The organism is Allobosea sp. 05L423, from assembly GCF_056397745.1.
In genome coordinates this window covers 293,972-308,063 of sequence record NZ_JBFTOA010000003.1, presented here as the reverse complement: position 1 = coordinate 308,063, position 14,092 = coordinate 293,972, and the positions used below count along the sequence as shown (strand labels likewise).

14 protein-coding genes are annotated in these 14,092 nt (G+C 66.0%); 6 read left to right on the top strand and 8 right to left on the bottom strand.

Features of this window, described 5'->3' with window-relative positions; translation table 11 throughout:
- Positions 1-92 precede the first annotated feature (92 nt).
- From AC1DNE_RS09570 to AC1DNE_RS09545, 6 genes are all read left to right on the top strand, one after another.
- Positions 93-1,037, top strand: coding sequence for an ABC transporter permease (locus AC1DNE_RS09570; protein WP_441468680.1), 945 nt, complete (start codon positions 93-95; stop codon positions 1,035-1,037).
- Positions 1,037-1,918 carry an ABC transporter permease gene (locus tag AC1DNE_RS09565; RefSeq protein ID WP_441468681.1) on the top strand — a complete coding sequence of 294 codons (882 nt, stop codon included), beginning with the start codon at positions 1,037-1,039 and terminating at the stop codon, positions 1,916-1,918. Before AC1DNE_RS09570 ends, AC1DNE_RS09565 begins: the two co-directional genes overlap by 1 nt.
- A 135-nt stretch (positions 1,919-2,053) precedes the next feature.
- Positions 2,054-2,353 (top strand): GIY-YIG nuclease family protein, encoded by a 300-nt coding sequence (locus tag AC1DNE_RS09560; protein WP_441468682.1) that lies wholly within the window; start codon positions 2,054-2,056, stop codon positions 2,351-2,353.
- A gap of 160 nt (positions 2,354-2,513) precedes the next feature.
- Complete coding sequence (locus AC1DNE_RS09555) at positions 2,514-4,313, top strand: gamma-glutamyltransferase family protein (protein WP_476764946.1); 1,800 nt, start codon at positions 2,514-2,516, stop codon at positions 4,311-4,313.
- Between the two features lie 12 nt (positions 4,314-4,325).
- Positions 4,326-5,057 carry a DUF1028 domain-containing protein gene (locus tag AC1DNE_RS09550; RefSeq protein ID WP_441468684.1) on the top strand — a complete coding sequence of 244 codons (732 nt, stop codon included), beginning with the start codon at positions 4,326-4,328 and terminating at the stop codon, positions 5,055-5,057.
- Between the two features lie 85 nt (positions 5,058-5,142).
- Positions 5,143-5,685 carry a DUF2345 domain-containing protein gene (locus tag AC1DNE_RS09545; RefSeq protein WP_441468685.1) on the top strand — a complete coding sequence of 181 codons (543 nt, stop codon included), beginning with the start codon at positions 5,143-5,145 and terminating at the stop codon, positions 5,683-5,685.
- Between the two features lie 36 nt (positions 5,686-5,721).
- On the opposite strand, the gene AC1DNE_RS09540 is transcribed toward AC1DNE_RS09545, so the two are convergent.
- The 8 genes from AC1DNE_RS09540 to AC1DNE_RS09505 form a co-directional block, all read right to left on the bottom strand.
- Entirely contained in the window at positions 5,722-6,843 is a 1,122-nt protein-coding gene (locus AC1DNE_RS09540) for a D-TA family PLP-dependent enzyme (protein ID WP_476841018.1), read from the bottom strand.
- Entirely contained in the window at positions 6,840-7,298 is a 459-nt protein-coding gene (locus tag AC1DNE_RS09535) for a RidA family protein (protein ID WP_441468687.1), read from the bottom strand. Before AC1DNE_RS09535 ends, AC1DNE_RS09540 begins: the two co-directional genes overlap by 4 nt.
- Positions 7,299-7,350: 52 nt before the next feature.
- Positions 7,351-7,833 (bottom strand): GNAT family N-acetyltransferase, encoded by a 483-nt coding sequence (locus AC1DNE_RS09530; protein ID WP_441468688.1) that lies wholly within the window; start codon positions 7,831-7,833, stop codon positions 7,351-7,353.
- Positions 7,834-7,980: 147 nt separating this feature from the next.
- Positions 7,981-9,144, bottom strand: a complete 1,164-nt coding sequence (locus AC1DNE_RS09525; protein ID WP_441468689.1) for an amidohydrolase/deacetylase family metallohydrolase — start codon at positions 9,142-9,144, stop codon at positions 7,981-7,983.
- An 18-nt stretch (positions 9,145-9,162) separates the two neighbouring features.
- Entirely contained in the window at positions 9,163-10,098 is a 936-nt protein-coding gene (locus AC1DNE_RS09520) for an N-carbamoyl-D-amino-acid hydrolase (protein ID WP_476764944.1), read from the bottom strand.
- Between the two features lie 112 nt (positions 10,099-10,210).
- The gene (locus AC1DNE_RS09515; protein ID WP_441468691.1) at positions 10,211-11,119 is read right to left on the bottom strand and encodes an ABC transporter permease; all 909 of its coding nucleotides are present in this window, start codon (positions 11,117-11,119) and stop codon (positions 10,211-10,213) included.
- Positions 11,116-12,057, bottom strand: a complete 942-nt coding sequence (locus AC1DNE_RS09510; protein WP_441468692.1) for an ABC transporter permease — start codon at positions 12,055-12,057, stop codon at positions 11,116-11,118. Before AC1DNE_RS09510 ends, AC1DNE_RS09515 begins: the two co-directional genes overlap by 4 nt.
- A 133-nt stretch (positions 12,058-12,190) precedes the next feature.
- Positions 12,191-13,786 carry an ABC transporter substrate-binding protein gene (locus tag AC1DNE_RS09505; RefSeq protein WP_476764943.1) on the bottom strand — a complete coding sequence of 532 codons (1,596 nt, stop codon included), beginning with the start codon at positions 13,784-13,786 and terminating at the stop codon, positions 12,191-12,193.
- Between the last annotated feature and the right edge of the window lie 306 nt (positions 13,787-14,092).

The window sequence follows — 14,092 nt, the reverse complement described above, 5'->3', positions numbered from 1 at the left end:
AGGAGCGTAGCGACGAAGCAATCCAGCGGCGGCCGTGCTCTACGCCCTCCTGGATTGCTTCGCTTCGCTCGCAATGACGGCTGGAGCGACCAATGGCGACCCTGATCATCCGCCGCTTCCTGATCGCGATACCGACGCTGTTTCTGGTATCGCTCTTCGTCTTCGCCCTGCAGCGCGCGCTGCCGGGCGACCCCTTCCTCGTCATCGCCGGCGAGGAGCGCGATCCGGAGGTGATCGCGCGGCTGCGCGAGATCTATCGGCTCGACGATCCGATCTTCGTCCAGTTCTTCGCCTGGCTCGGACAGGTGGTCCAAGGCGATTTCGGCCGCTCGCTGCGCACGGGCGAGCCCGTGCTCGGGCTCATCCTGCAGAAGCTGCCGGTGACGATCCAGCTCGCCACTGCCTCGATCCTCGTCGCGATCTCAATCGGCATCCCGATCGGGATCCTGGCGGCGCGGCGCAAGGGCACCATCGTCGACTACTCCGCCAGCGCAGTCGCGCTGTCGGGGCTGTCGATCCCGAATTTCTGGTTCGGGATCATGCTGATCCTGCTGGTCTCCGTGCACCTGAAATGGCTGCCGGCCTCGGGTTATGAATCGATCTTCGTCCACCCCTGGGAGGCGATCCAACGGCTGATCATGCCGGCCTTCGTGCTCGGCAACGGGCTTGCCGCCTTCCTGATGCGCCATACCCGCTCGGCCATGCTCGAAGTGCTGCGCTCGGACTATGTCCGCACCGCCCGCGCCAAGGGGCTCGACGAGGATACGGTGGTGCACCGCCACGCGTTGCGCAACGCGCTGGTGCCGATCATCACGCTGACGACCCTGCTCTTCGGCGAGCTGCTGGCGGGTGCGGTGCTGACCGAGCAGGTCTTCACCATTCCCGGCTTCGGCAAGCTGATTGTCGATGCCGTGTTCAATCGCGACTACGGCGTGGTTCAGGGTGTCGTGCTGTGCACCGCCATCGGCTTCATCCTGATGAACCTGCTCGCCGACATCCTCTACATCCTCGTCAATCCGCGCCTGAGGACCGGCTAATGGCATCGCTCGATTCCATTTCTTCCGCGGGCGCCGCGAGCGGCGTAACGGCGCGCCCCGGCGTTCTCGCCCGGCTGGTCCGCAACAAGTCCGCACTGATCGGCGGCGGGCTCGTGCTGATCTTCGTGCTGATGGCGGTGCTCGCGCCGATCCTGCCGCTGGCCGACCCGTTCAAGTCGAATTTTCTCGCCATCCGCAAACCGCCCTCGGAGCTCTACTGGTTCGGCACGGACGAGCTGGGGCGCGATCAGGTCTCGCGGCTGTTCTTCGGCGCGCGGGCCTCGCTGCTCGCCGGGATCGTCTCGGTGCTGATCGCGGTGGCGATCGGCCTGCCCTTCGGGCTCCTGGCCGGCTGGTATGGCGGCTGGACCGACATCGTGATCTCGCGCGTCACCGAGGCGCTGCTCGCCTGCCCGTTCCTGATCCTCGCCATCGCCTTCGCCGCCGTGCTCGGTCCGTCGCTGACCAATGCGATGATCGCAATCGGGCTTGCGGCGGTGCCGATCTTCATTCGGCTGATGCGCGGCCAGGTGATGAGCGTGAAGATGGAGGATTTCGTCGAGGGAGCACGCGCGGTCGGCGCGCGGGACGCGAGGCTGATGTTCCGCCATGTGCTGCCCAACACCCTGTCCCCCATCGTGGTGCAGTCGACATTGTTCATGGCGCAGGCGATCATCCTGGAAGCCGCCCTTTCCTTCCTCGGCCTCGGCCAGCAGCCGCCGGCGCCGTCCTGGGGACAGATGCTCAACGTCGCCAAGAACTTCATGGAGCAGGCGCCGTGGATGTCGGTGGCGCCGGGCGTCTGCATCTTCCTCGCCGTGCTCGGCTTCAACCTGCTCGGCGACGGCCTGCGCGACGCGCTCGATCCAAAAGAGGGCTGAGTGATTTCGCTTCCCTCAGCCCTCATCCTGAGGAGCCGCGAAGCGGCGTCTCGAAGGATGCTCCAGGAGACTGCGCAGTCTTGCTACCATATACCGAACGGAACGCGCTACGGTTTTGCCGGATTTCCGAGTGCCATGCAGAAGCAAGATGGATGCTGGCTATACATCGTGGAATGCAGCGATGGCAGCCGCTACACCGGCACGACTCGTGGAGAGGTCGAAACCAGGATCGATCAGCACAATGCCGGAGTATACCCCGATAGCTATACCTTTGTTCGGCGACCGGTCAGCTTGGTCTTCGCGGAACACTTTCCAAGCATTCTCGATGCGATCGCTATGGAACGGCGCGTCAAGGGTTGGTCACGCAGGAAGAAGCAAGCCATGATCGACGGCCACTGGGAGCGGCTTCCCGAACTCGCAAGACGCCGAACATGATCCACCATTTCAATATCGCTTTGCGATGCGTCTCCGAGCCTTCTGGAACATCCTTCGAGACGCCGCTTCGCGGCTCCTCAGGATGAGGCTTGGGAGTAAAGCCTGAGTTCGGCTGTTTCGCCCTGATAACACTTCTTTTTCTGACGCACTGGACACGCCCATGTTTACGACCCGCCCCGAAATCCTCGGCACCTTCGGCGTCGTCACCTCGACGCATTGGCTCGCCACCGCCTCGGGCATGGCGATGCTGGAGAAGGGCGGCAACGCCTTCGATGCCTGCGCGGCAGCCGCCTTCGTGCTGCAGGTCGTCGAGCCCCATCTCGTCGGCCCCGCCGGCGATATGCCGGCCGTGTTCTATTCGGCTGAAACCAAGAAGGTCGAGACGCTCTGCGCACAGGGACCGGCCCCGCAGGCGGCGACCATCGCCGCCTACAAGGCGCTCGGCCTCGACCTGATCCCCGGCTCCGGCCTGCTCGCCACCGTGATTCCCGGCGCCTTCGGCGGCTGGATGACGCTGCTGCGCGACCATGGCCGGCTGAAGCTGCGCGAGGTTCTCGAGCCGGCGATCGGCTATTTCGAGAACGGGCACCCGATGCTGCCGCGCGTCTCGGATTCGATCCGGGAGCTGACCGACCTCTTCACCAACGAATGGTCCACATCGGGCGCGGTCTACCTGCCCGGCGGCAACGTGCCGGAGGCGCGCAAGCTCTTCGCGAACAAAGCCGCGGCCGAGACCTACAAGCGCATCCTCGCCGAGGCGGAAGCCAAGGGCAGCGACCGCCAGGAGCAGATCCAGGGCGCCTATGACGCCTGGTACAAGGGCTTCGTCGCCGAGGCGATGGATCGCTTCTGCCGCACGCAGGAAGTGATGGATTCCTCCGGCCGGCGCAACAAGGGCCTGCTGACCGCGCAGGACATGGCGAATTACAAGCCGACCTACGAGACGCCGACTTCGGTGACCTATCACGACTGGGAGGTCTTCAAGATCGGCCCCTGGGGTCAGGGCCCGGCCTTCCTCCAGACGCTGAAGATCCTTGAGGGCATCGACCTCGCCGGGATGGGGCCGGCGAGCCCGGAATTTGTCCACCATGTCGTGGAAGCGATGAAGCTCGCCTTCGCCGACCGCGAGGCGTATTACGGCGACCCGGATTTCGTGAAGGTCCCGCTCGAGACCCTGCTCTCGGCCGACTATGCCGCCGCACGGCGAAGCCTGATCGGCGAGCGCGCCTCGCTGGAGCTGCGGCCCGGCATCGTCTCCGGATACGAGGACCAGGTCGCGCATGCGCTGAAGGCGCTCGGCGCCATCGCCCAGCCGGGCCAGGGGGGCGCCAGCGTGGGCGAGCCGACCATGGCCTCGATGGTCGCGGCCGGGCGCAAGGGCGACACCGTCCATATCGACGTCATCGACAAATGGGGCAACATGATCGCGGCCACGCCCTCCGGTGGCTGGCTGCAATCTTCGCCGGTTATCCCGGAACTCGGCTTCCCGCTCAACTCGCGCGCGCAGATGTTCTGGCTGGAAGAGGGCCTGCCCTCCTCGCTCGCGCCCGGAAAACGCCCGCGCACGACGCTGACGCCGTCGATCGCCTTCGAGAAGGGCGAGCCCCGGCTCGCCTTCGGCACGCCCGGCGGCGACCAGCAGGAGCAGTGGCAGCTCGGCCTCTTCCTGCGCCGCGTCCATCACGGCCTCAACCTGCAGGAGGCTATCGACCTGCCGCTGTTCCATACGCAGCACTTCCCTTCCTCCTTCTATCCGCGCTCCTCGCGGCCGGGCCATATGATGATCGAGGAGAGCATCGGCACGGCCGCGTTCGCCGAGCTGGAGCGCCGCGGCCATATGCTGGAGAAGGCCCCGGCCTGGACGGTCGGGCGGCTCACCGCGGCGGAACGCAGCGCCGACGGGCTCTTGCGCGCGGCCGCGACGCCGCGTCTGATGCAGGCCTATGCCGCCGGCCGCTGAGGGATAGCCTGCATGACCTGGTCCATCGTCGCGCGCGACGCTGCCACCGGCGCATATGGCGTCGCCGTCTCGACCTGCGCCTTCGCCGTCGGCTCGCGCGTGCCGTATGGCGGCGGCCGGATCGGCGCCATTGCGACGCAGGCCTTCGTCAATCCGCTCTACGGCGTCGATGGCCTGAGGCTGCTGCAGGAGGGGCGCTCGGCGCTCGAGATCGTCGCGACGCTGACGGCGGCAGACGAAGGCCGTGCCCATCGCCAGCTCCACGTCATCGACCGCGACGGCAGGATCGCCGCCCATACGGGCGCGGCCTGCATCGACTGGTGCGGAGCGGTGGACGGGCCGCAGGTCTCTGTCGCCGGCAACATGCTCGCCGGGCCGGAGGTCGTGCAGGAGACGCTGAAGACTTATATCGCCGCTTCCGCGCTCGATTTCGACGAGCGCCTGCTGGTGGCGCTCGAAGCCGGCGAGAAGGCCGGCGGCGACAAGCGCGGCAAGCAGTCCGCCGCCATCCGCATCTGGAATGGCGAGCCGGTCCCGAGCTTCGACATCCGTGTCGACGACCATGCCGATCCGCTGAAGGAGCTGCGCCGGCTCTGGCGCGTGGCGCATCAGCGCTATGTGCCGTTCCAGCAGGTCGCGCCCTCGCGCAGCCGCCCGGCGGGTGTCACCGACCGGGCCGAGCTCGACAAGCTCTGCGACGACTACGCCGCCAACTGGAACGCCCGGCATCCGGACAAGGGATAGCCGTTGCAGTCCTTCCTCGACGCGAGTTCGGCATGCTAGATTGACGCTTCGTCACCTTGTCGTTGCCGATTGACCGGAGGCTACGATGGCCGATGCGGATGTCGATAGCCTTCAGCGGCGCATCGCGGCGCTCGAAGCCCAGATCGCGCTCCTGACGCAGGCGATCTCGGTTGACAGAGGCGGCAACATGACCATCAGCGCGCCGAGCCGATTGACGATCCTCAGCGGCGGCCCTTGCGCGATCCAGGCCGGCAGCACGCTCGCCTTCTCCGTCGGTAGCAATATGAGCCTTGCCGTCGCCGGGCGGCTTCAGATCGCCGGAGGGCAGGGAATCACGCTCGATACCCGCTACTTCACCTTGAATGCGACGGTGAATCTCGAGCTCGCCAGCGCCAAGACCTTGGCGATCAAAGCCGAGCGCGAAATGAACATCGTCGCAGGCAAGACCCTTACGGCAACGAGCGCGGATGCGACGCTGCTGAGAAGTGGCGATGCCCGGCTGAACCTGAAGAGGGATGGGACCGCCGAGCTGCACGGCCGCGATATCACGATGCAGGCCAGCGGACGCTTCACAGCGAAAGCGTCCTCCGACATGACCCTGAAGGGCTCGCGAATTCTACAGAACTGACAATCCTGACACCAGCCCGCCTGACGTCAGCCCACCTTACGTCAGCTTGCCGCGGGCGGCGACAGGCAGCTCGCCGATCAGCTTGTTGCCGCGCACGGTGATCAGCCGGTCGACCATGTTCACCACGACACAGACATGGTTCGGCACGATGCGCACGACCTCGCCGACCACCGGCCGCTCGTTCGAGCCCGAGAGATCGAGGAAGCCGTGTTCCTCGGCGAACCGCGCGATCCGCGCCCTCGGATATTCGAGGATGTAGCCGTGGCCGTCGAGATTGCCCTTGTCGCTGGTCAGCGTCTTCGAGCCGGAATCGAGGATGCCGCGCTCCGGTGCTGCCCGGCTCACCACCGAGGCATAGACCGTGAGCGCGCAGTCTTCGAGCGTCGCGACCCCGGCCGCGATCTGCATGCGATCGTTGAAGATCGAGGTGCCGGAGCGGTGCTCGGTCGCGCCCTTGAGCTTGCCCATGTTGGGGATGTTGGGCGAGCCGCCGGTCGAGATGATGTCGGCCTTGAGGCCGGCATCGCGCAGCCCGGCATTGGCGGTGTCGAGGAAGACCTGCGTCCGCTCCCAGCCATCCTCCGGCGGATACATCAGAAAACCTGCGAAGCGCAGGCCGGGCGATGCTTCGATCATCTTCGCGAGCTCGACCGCCTCTGCGGGTGTCTCGACGCCGGCGCGCTTGCGGCCTGTATCGCATTCCACGACGACTTCGAGGTCGCGCCCGGCGATCTCGGCAGCGCGCGGCAGGCCGGAAATCGTGACCGGATTGTCGGCCGCGACGATCATCCGGACGCGCCTTTGCAAGGCACCCAGGCGCCCCAGCTTCTCCTCGCCGAGGATGTTGTAGCTGATCATGATGTCGTCGAGCCCGCCATCGGCCATGATCTCGGCCTCGCCGAGCTTCTGGCAGGTGATGCCGCGCGCGCCGGCCTCGACCTGGAGCCGCGCCAGCTCGGGCGATTTATGCGTCTTGATATGCGGTCGGTTGGCGACGCCGGCTGCATCGCAGGCGGCCTGGAGCCTGGCGATGTTGGCATCGACCTTGTCGAGATCGATCACCACGGCGGGGGTGCCGTAGACGCGCGCAATCTCGGCCGCGAGCGGCGTGGCGGCCGGCTGGTCGACAGCCGACGAGGTGGTGGCGGTCACGCTCATGGATGCACCTTGATGATGACTTCGATCTCGACGGTCATGCGGTTCGGCAGAGAGCCCATGCCGACGGCGGAACGGGCGTGGCGGCCGCGATCGCCGAGCACCGCCACGAACAGGTCCGAGCAGCCATTGATGACCTTGGGATGATCGGAGAACTCGGGTGCCGCGTTGACCATGCCGAGCAGCTTCACCACCTCGACCTTGTCCAGCGAGCCGGTCGCCTTCTTCATGGCGGCGAGCAGGCCGAGACCTGTCTGCTTGGCGTGCTCATAGGCCTGCTCGATCGTGACATCAGCGCCGACCTTGCCAGTCGGATAGGTGCCGTCTGCCCGCTTCGGTCCCTGGCCGGAGAGATAGACGATGTCGCCGACCTGCTTGAAGCTGACATAGGTGGCGACCGGCGTCGGCACCTCCGGCAGCGTCAGCCCCAGTTCCTTCAGCCTGTCCTCGGCGCTCATGGGCATTCCTCTCTTCAATTGTCGCCGGTGTCTGTCGCGCCGGCGTCTCCTGTCAATTCTGCAAATCGCGGCGCATGTAGCGGGCCGCATCGTCATAGCTCGCGAGCTTGCGGGCAAGGGCGGGGTCATGCATCTCGCGAAAGCCCTGGCGCCGCCAGAAGCCGGTCGAGTCGTTCACGGCGACCAAAGCGAGGCTGGCGAAGCCGGCTCGCATCGCCCGCTCCGCGATCGCGGCGACGATCCGCCCCGCAGCGCCGCCGCCCCTGCCGGCCGGCAGAAGCGCGAGGTCGTGGATATACCAGTTCCGTGTGCCGGGCGGGATGGCGCCGAGCAATGAATTCAGCGCCGGCACGGTGCCGACCGGCCAGGGATGGCTGACGAGGTAACCGAGCAGGGCGCCGTCTTCGCTGGCCAGCACATGGCAGCCCTCGGAAGCGAGGCGCAGCCGTTCCGCAAAGACCGCCTCGTCCTCGGGATAGCTCGGATGCACCACGGCCGCGATCGCCATCACGGCCGGAAGATCGACCGGCGCCATTCGGCGCCAGCCCCCTTCTCGCACGTCATGCTCGGGCTTGACCCGAGCATCTCCTGCCGAGGGAGGCTCCTGCGCGTCGACGTCCCGAGATTCTCGGGTCTGCGCTTCGCTTCGCCCGAGAATGACGCCGCGTGTCCCGCGTGGCAATTAAGCCGCGACCTTCGGGAACTTGCTCGTCCGCTTCGGATGCCACCACTTGCCCTTGAGGACGACACCCTCGGAAACGATCTTGCGGTCGCCGGTCAGGTGCTCGCCGACCACGTCCTCATAGTCGAACTTGCCTTCCTTGACGGTCAGGATCGTCGCGTCGCCGAGCGAACCGACCTTGAGCGAGCCGTACTCGGTCCGCTTCAGCGCCATGGCGGCGTTCACAGTCGAGGCGGCGATGACGTTGTTCAGGCTCATGCCCATGCAGAGGAACTTCGACATGGTGGTGACCTGGTCATAGGCCGGGCCGTCGATGCAGAGCTTGTGCACGTCCGACGAGATCACATCCGGCTCGAAGCCGTTGGCCAGCATGGCGCGCGTGGTCTTGAAGGAGAAAGAGCCCTTGCCGTGGCCGATGTCGAAGATGACGCCGCGCTTGCGTGCGGCGAGCACCTCGGGCTTCACCGTGCCCTGCGCGGTCGAGGGAGCGTTCGGGAACGGACGGAAAGCGTGGGTCAGCACGTCGCCCGGCCGGAGCATGCCGATGACTTCCTCATAGGACGGCGGCGGATGGTCGATATGGCACATCAGCGGCATGCCGACCTCGTTGGCGACCTGCAGCGCGATGTTGAGGGGCACGGTGCCCTGGTCGCCCGAAGCATGCAGACCGACGCGGACCTTGATGCCGACGATGTAATCACGGTTCTTGTCGGCGACCTCGGCGCAGTCGATCGGATTCATCAGACGCAGATCGCCGCTTTCGCCGACCATGACGCGGTGGTCGAAGCCGTAGATGCCGGCGTGCGAGACGTGGAGATAGGCGAGGATGCGCGCCTGGCTCGGCTCGATGACGTGCTTGCGGAAGCCCGCCCAGTTGCCGGGGCCGGCCGAGCCGGTGTCGACCGAGGTGGTGACGCCGGATACGCGGCAGAACTCGTCGGCGTCGATGCCGAGCGAGGTGCCGCCCCAGTAGACATGGGTGTGCAGGTCGATCAGGCCGGGGGAGACGATGTAGCCGGAGACGTCGCGGATCTCCTTGGCGCCCTTCAGGTCCTTGCCGAAGCCGGACACCTTTCCGTCCGTGAAGGCCACGTCGAGCACGCCGTCGTGCTTCTGCGACGGGTCGATGACGCGGCCGCCCTTCAGGATGAGATCGTGAGTCATTTTAGTCCTCTGAGGTGATCAAACCGGGGAGACGGCGCCCTTGCGCTCGACGATCAGGCCATAGGCCTGGGGCTCGCGATGCCTGGCGAAGTTGAAGGTCGAGGCCTTATAGCTCTTTCCGAGGTCCATGTCGCAACGGGCGACGACCAGTTCGTCGCCCTCGGTCACGGCCTGCGCGACGACCTCGCCGGTCGGAGCGATGATGCAGGAACCGCCGATCTGGTCGACGCCGGCCTCCAGCCCCGCCTTGGCGACGCCGACGACCCAGCTGGCGTTCTGGTAGGCGCCGGCCTGCATCACGAGCTGATTGTGGAAATTGCCGAGCCGGTCATGGTCCGGCGCTGGCGGGTTGTGCTTGGGCGTATTGTAGCCGAGCACGATCAACTCGACGTCCTGCAGGCCCATGGAGCGGTAGCTCTCGGGCCAGCGCCTGTCGTTGCAGATCATCATGCCGATATTCGCGTCCATCGCCCGCCAGACCGGCCAGCCGAGATTTCCGGTCTCGAAATAGCGCTTCTCGAGGTTCTGGAACGGCGCTGCCGGGCGGTGCTCGGGATGGCCCGGCAGATGGATCTTGCGGTACTTCCCGACGATCGTGCCGGACTTATCGACCAGAATGGCGGTGTTGAACCGGCGCTTGCGGCCTTCCTCGAAGGCAAGCTCGCAATAGCCGAGGTGGAAGCCGATGCCGAGCCGCTTGCTTTCCTCGAACAGCGGCGCGGTCTCGTTCGAGGGCATCGCGCTTTCGAACCAGCTGTCGATCTCGGCTTCGTCGTCGATCCACCAATGCGGGAAGAAGGCAGTGAGCGCTGCTTCGGGATACACGACCAGATCGGCACCGTGCCCCTTGGCCTGCCGCATCAGCTCCACCATGCGGGCAACGGCCGAGGCCCGGCTTTCATCGCGCTGGATGGGGCCGAGCTGGGCGGCGGCGACAGTCAGGATTCGGGTCACGTCATAGGCTCCGGATGAAGATCACCCTGCGGCTAAGGCTTCAAAGCACCGAGCCGGCGCGTCAAGCGCCGGCAATGCAGGGCGAGGGTTGTGCCAGTTGCGGGGCTGGTCCTCAGATGGACTTCGCGAGGCGCGGATCGAGCGAGTCGCGCAGGCCGTCGCCGAGCATGTTCACGGCGAGCACGGTGAGCGAGAGGAAGACCGCCGGGAACAGGATGATGTGCGGCCTGACCTGCCAGAGCGCCCTGCCCTCGGCCATGATATTGCCCCAGGACGGCGTCGCCGGCGGCACGCCGGCGCCGATGAAGGACAGGATCGCCTCGACGATCATGGCGCTGGCGCAGATGTACGTCGCCTGGACGCTCATCGGCGCGAAGGTGTTCGGCAGGATGTGCCTGATGATGATGCGTGGCACGCGAGCGCCGTTGGCCACTGCCGCCTCGACATAGGGCTGCTCGCGCAGCGACAGCACCACGCCGCGCACCAGCCGCGCCACACGCGGGATCTCGGCGATGGTAATGGCGATGATGACGTTACCGACGGAGCCCCGGGTCAGTGCCATCAGCGCGATGGCGAGCAGGATCGGCGGAATCGACATCATGCCATCGATGACCCGCATGATGATGCCGTCGGTCCAGCGCACGAAGCCGGCGAAGAGACCGATGGTGAGCCCGACGACCGACGACAGGATCGCCACGCTGAAGCCGACGAGCAGCGAGACGCGCGCGCCATAGATCACGCGCGAATAGATGTCGCGGCCGAGCATGTCGGTGCCGAACCAGTAGAGCTCGGAGGGCACGCGCGTGCGCCGCGACGGCGAGATCGCGGTCGGATCGACCGTGCCGAGCAGCGGCGCGAAGATGCCGATGAGTGCCATCAGGACGAGCAGGCCGCCGCCGATCGCGACGGAAGGGTGCCGGCGCAGATAGCGACGGAAGCGGGCCGAGCGGCTGAGCGTGGCCTTGACCGGCTCGGCGGCAGCGGCGACGGCCGGGGCCGGGATGGAGGATTGAGCGGTCAATAGCGGATCCTCGGGTCGACGAGGGTATAGGTCAGGTCGATCAGCAGGTTCACGAGCACGTAGACCAGGCTGAACATCAGCACGACGCCCTGGATGACCGGGTAGTCACGCCGCAGGATGGCGTCGACGGTGAGCCGGCCGAGGCCGGGAATGGCGAAGACGCTCTCGGTCACCACCGCACCGCCGATCAGCAGCGCGATGCCGATGCCGATGATGGTGACGATCGGCACCGCCGCGTTCTTGAGGGAGTGCAGGAAGAGCACGTCCTTCTGCGACACGCCCTTGGCCTGGGCCGTGCGGACATAGTCCTGCTGCAGCACCTCGAGCATGGTCGCGCGGGTGATGCGGGCGATGAGCGCGATGTAGACGAGCCCGAGCGTCACCGCCGGCAGGATGAGGTTCCTGAGCCAGGGCCATAAGCCCTGCGAGATCGGCGTATAGCCCTGCACAGGCAGCCAATCGAGCTTCAGCGCGAAGAAGTAGGCGAGCAGATAGCCGACGACGAAGACCGGCACGGAGAAGCCGAGTACGGCGAAACCCATCGCGGCCTTGTCGATCCAGCTCCCGGCCTTCCAGGCGGCGATGACGCCCATCGGAACGGCGATGACGACGGCGAAGATCAGGGTCAGCACCATCAGCGAGACGGTGGGCTCGATGCGCTGGGAAATGAGCTGCGTCACCGGCAGGTTGGTGAAGATCGAGGTGCCTAGGTCGCCCTGCAGCACGCGGAAGGACCATTCAGCGAAGCGGATCAGATAAGGGCGATCCAACCCCAGGCTGGCGCGGATGCGCTCGACATCGGCAGGGGAAGCCTGGTCACCGGCGATGATGGCCGCCGGATCGCCCGGCGCGATGTAGAGCAACGAAAAGACGAACAACGCCACGAAGGCCATCACGGGGATGGTCGTAATGATGCGTCTGACGACGAAAGCAAACATAAAGCCGTGGAACCTCGTTCACGTCGAACCTGGGAACCGCGGCCCGGTCTTCTCCCGGGTCGGGGCGAGGCGAAGTGTCGGAGCCCGGCCGGCCCCGAGGGGCGGAGCGGCTATGCCGCCCCGCGAAGAGAGGTCAGGCCTTGGCGACGTCCCAGAAGAACGGCAGAGGGCCGCTGACGACGCCCGAGACGTTCTTCCGCCAGGCCTGATAGCCGAGATAGAAGCCCGTCGGCGCATAGACGACGTTCTCGACCGCCGCCTTGTTGAGCTTGGCCATCGCCGCCTTTTCGCCGGCCAGGTCCTTGGCGTTGAACCAGTTGGTGACCTCGGTCTCGACCGCGGGGACGTCGGGCCAGCCGAACCAGGCCTTCTCGCCATTGGCGCGGATCGCCGTATAGGCGGCCGGATTGATGCAGTCGGCGCCGGCATGCCAGGTGTGGAACATGCTCCAGCCGCCCTGCCCCGGCGGTGTCTTCTGGGCGCGGCGCGAACCGACCGTGCCCCAGTCGGTAGCGACGAAATCGACGTTCATGCCGATGCTCTTGAGCAGCTCGGCCGTGACGTCTCCCATCGACTTGGTGGCAGCCATGTCCTGCGCGACGATGCAGACCACCGGCTCGCCCTTGTAGCCGGACTCGGCCAGGAGCTTCTTGGCCTCGGCGACATTGCGCTTCTTCAGGATGTCGCCGCCCTCTTCCGTGTAGAGCGGCGTCCCGGGCGTGAAGAAGCCCGGCAACGGCTTCCAGAGCTTGTCGTCGTCGCCGACGACCGCGCGCATGTAGTCTTCCTGGTTCAGCGCCGTCAGCACCGCCTGCCGCACCTTCACATTGTTGAAGGGCGGGAAGAGGTGGTTCATGCGGAAGGCGCCGATATTGCCGAGCGGATCGCCGATATCGACGTTGATGTCCTTATGCCCCTTGAGGACCGGCACGAGGTCGGCGAGCGGGGTCTCCCACCAGTCGACCTCGCCGTTCTGGAGCGCGGCAGCGGCCGTCGCCGCATCGGGCATGATCACCCACTCGACCCGGTCGACGAGGATGTTCTTGCCGCCGGCGAGCCAGTCCGCCTTCTCGGAGCGCGGCTTGTAGTCAGCGAACTTCTCGAACACCGCCTTGGCGCCGGGAACCCAGTCGCTGCGCAGGAACTTCATCGGCCCCGAGCCGATATATTCGGTGATCTGGGTGAACGGATCGGTCTTGGCGATCCGCTCCGGCATCACGAACGAACACGGCGCGTTGTTCTTGGCGAGCGCCAGCAGCATCTTCGGGAAGGGCTGCTTCAGCGACCATTTCCAGGTCAGCTCGTCGACTGGCGCAAGCTCCACCTGGATGGCGCGGATCATCAGGCCCATCGGATCGCGCGCCGACCAGCGCACCAGGCTCGCGACCACGTCCTTCGACGTCACCGGCGTGCCGTCATGGAACTTGAGGCCGGACCGCAGCTTGAAGGTCCAGGTCAGGCCGTCGGAGGAGACCTCCTCGGCCTCGACCATCTGGCGCTGCGGCTGGAACTTGGAATCGATGCCGTAGAGCGTGTCCCAGACCAGCGCGGCGGCGTTGCGGACGACGTATTGCGTTCCCCATATCGGGTCGAAATTCGCGAGATTGGCCTGCGGCACGAAGCGCAGCGTCTTGCTCGCCCCCTGCGCCAGTGCCGGCATCGCCAGCCCGCCTGTCGCCGCTGCCACGCCGGCGCCCGTCGCGGATTTCAGAAATGTCCTGCGATCCATCAATCCTCTCCCCTGAAGCGGCGCCTCTGATCGGGCTGCCTTGCCGCGAGTTTGGGCAGAAAAATCCTGCCTGACAACACGCGGCAGCGCCCAATCGAGGCAAATGGCTTCCGTGCAGGGTCCGTGCCAAACGACGATGAAGCGCGCCTCGCGCAACGCAATCGGCAGAGAACGACCGCATGCGCCCACAAGACGCCAGATAATTGCGACTCCGGCGATAAAATCGATTTAAACGTGTTATCAGATCTGTGCCGTGCCAAATCTTCGGTGTCGCCTCGCCAAGGACTTCGCCGTGCTGAAGGGCCG

Coding starts and splice junctions, on each gene's coding strand:
- AC1DNE_RS09510 (WP_441468692.1), bottom strand. CDS start 12,057: ATGTTTGCTTTCGTCGTCAGACGCATCATTACGACCATCCCCGTGATG.
- AC1DNE_RS09560 (WP_441468682.1), top strand. CDS start 2,054: ATGCAGAAGCAAGATGGATGCTGGCTATACATCGTGGAATGCAGCGAT.
- AC1DNE_RS09535 (WP_441468687.1), bottom strand. CDS start 7,298: ATGAGCGCCGAGGACAGGCTGAAGGAACTGGGGCTGACGCTGCCGGAG.
- AC1DNE_RS09505 (WP_476764943.1), bottom strand. CDS start 13,786: ATGGATCGCAGGACATTTCTGAAATCCGCGACGGGCGCCGGCGTGGCA.
- AC1DNE_RS09545 (WP_441468685.1), top strand. CDS start 5,143: ATGGCCGATGCGGATGTCGATAGCCTTCAGCGGCGCATCGCGGCGCTC.
- AC1DNE_RS09525 (WP_441468689.1), bottom strand. CDS start 9,144: ATGACTCACGATCTCATCCTGAAGGGCGGCCGCGTCATCGACCCGTCG.
- AC1DNE_RS09555 (WP_476764946.1), top strand. CDS start 2,514: ATGTTTACGACCCGCCCCGAAATCCTCGGCACCTTCGGCGTCGTCACC.
- AC1DNE_RS09570 (WP_441468680.1), top strand. CDS start 93: ATGGCGACCCTGATCATCCGCCGCTTCCTGATCGCGATACCGACGCTG.
- AC1DNE_RS09550 (WP_441468684.1), top strand. CDS start 4,326: ATGACCTGGTCCATCGTCGCGCGCGACGCTGCCACCGGCGCATATGGC.
- AC1DNE_RS09530 (WP_441468688.1), bottom strand. CDS start 7,833: ATGGCGCCGGTCGATCTTCCGGCCGTGATGGCGATCGCGGCCGTGGTG.
- AC1DNE_RS09540 (WP_476841018.1), bottom strand. CDS start 6,843: ATGAGCGTGACCGCCACCACCTCGTCGGCTGTCGACCAGCCGGCCGCC.
- AC1DNE_RS09565 (WP_441468681.1), top strand. CDS start 1,037: ATGGCATCGCTCGATTCCATTTCTTCCGCGGGCGCCGCGAGCGGCGTA.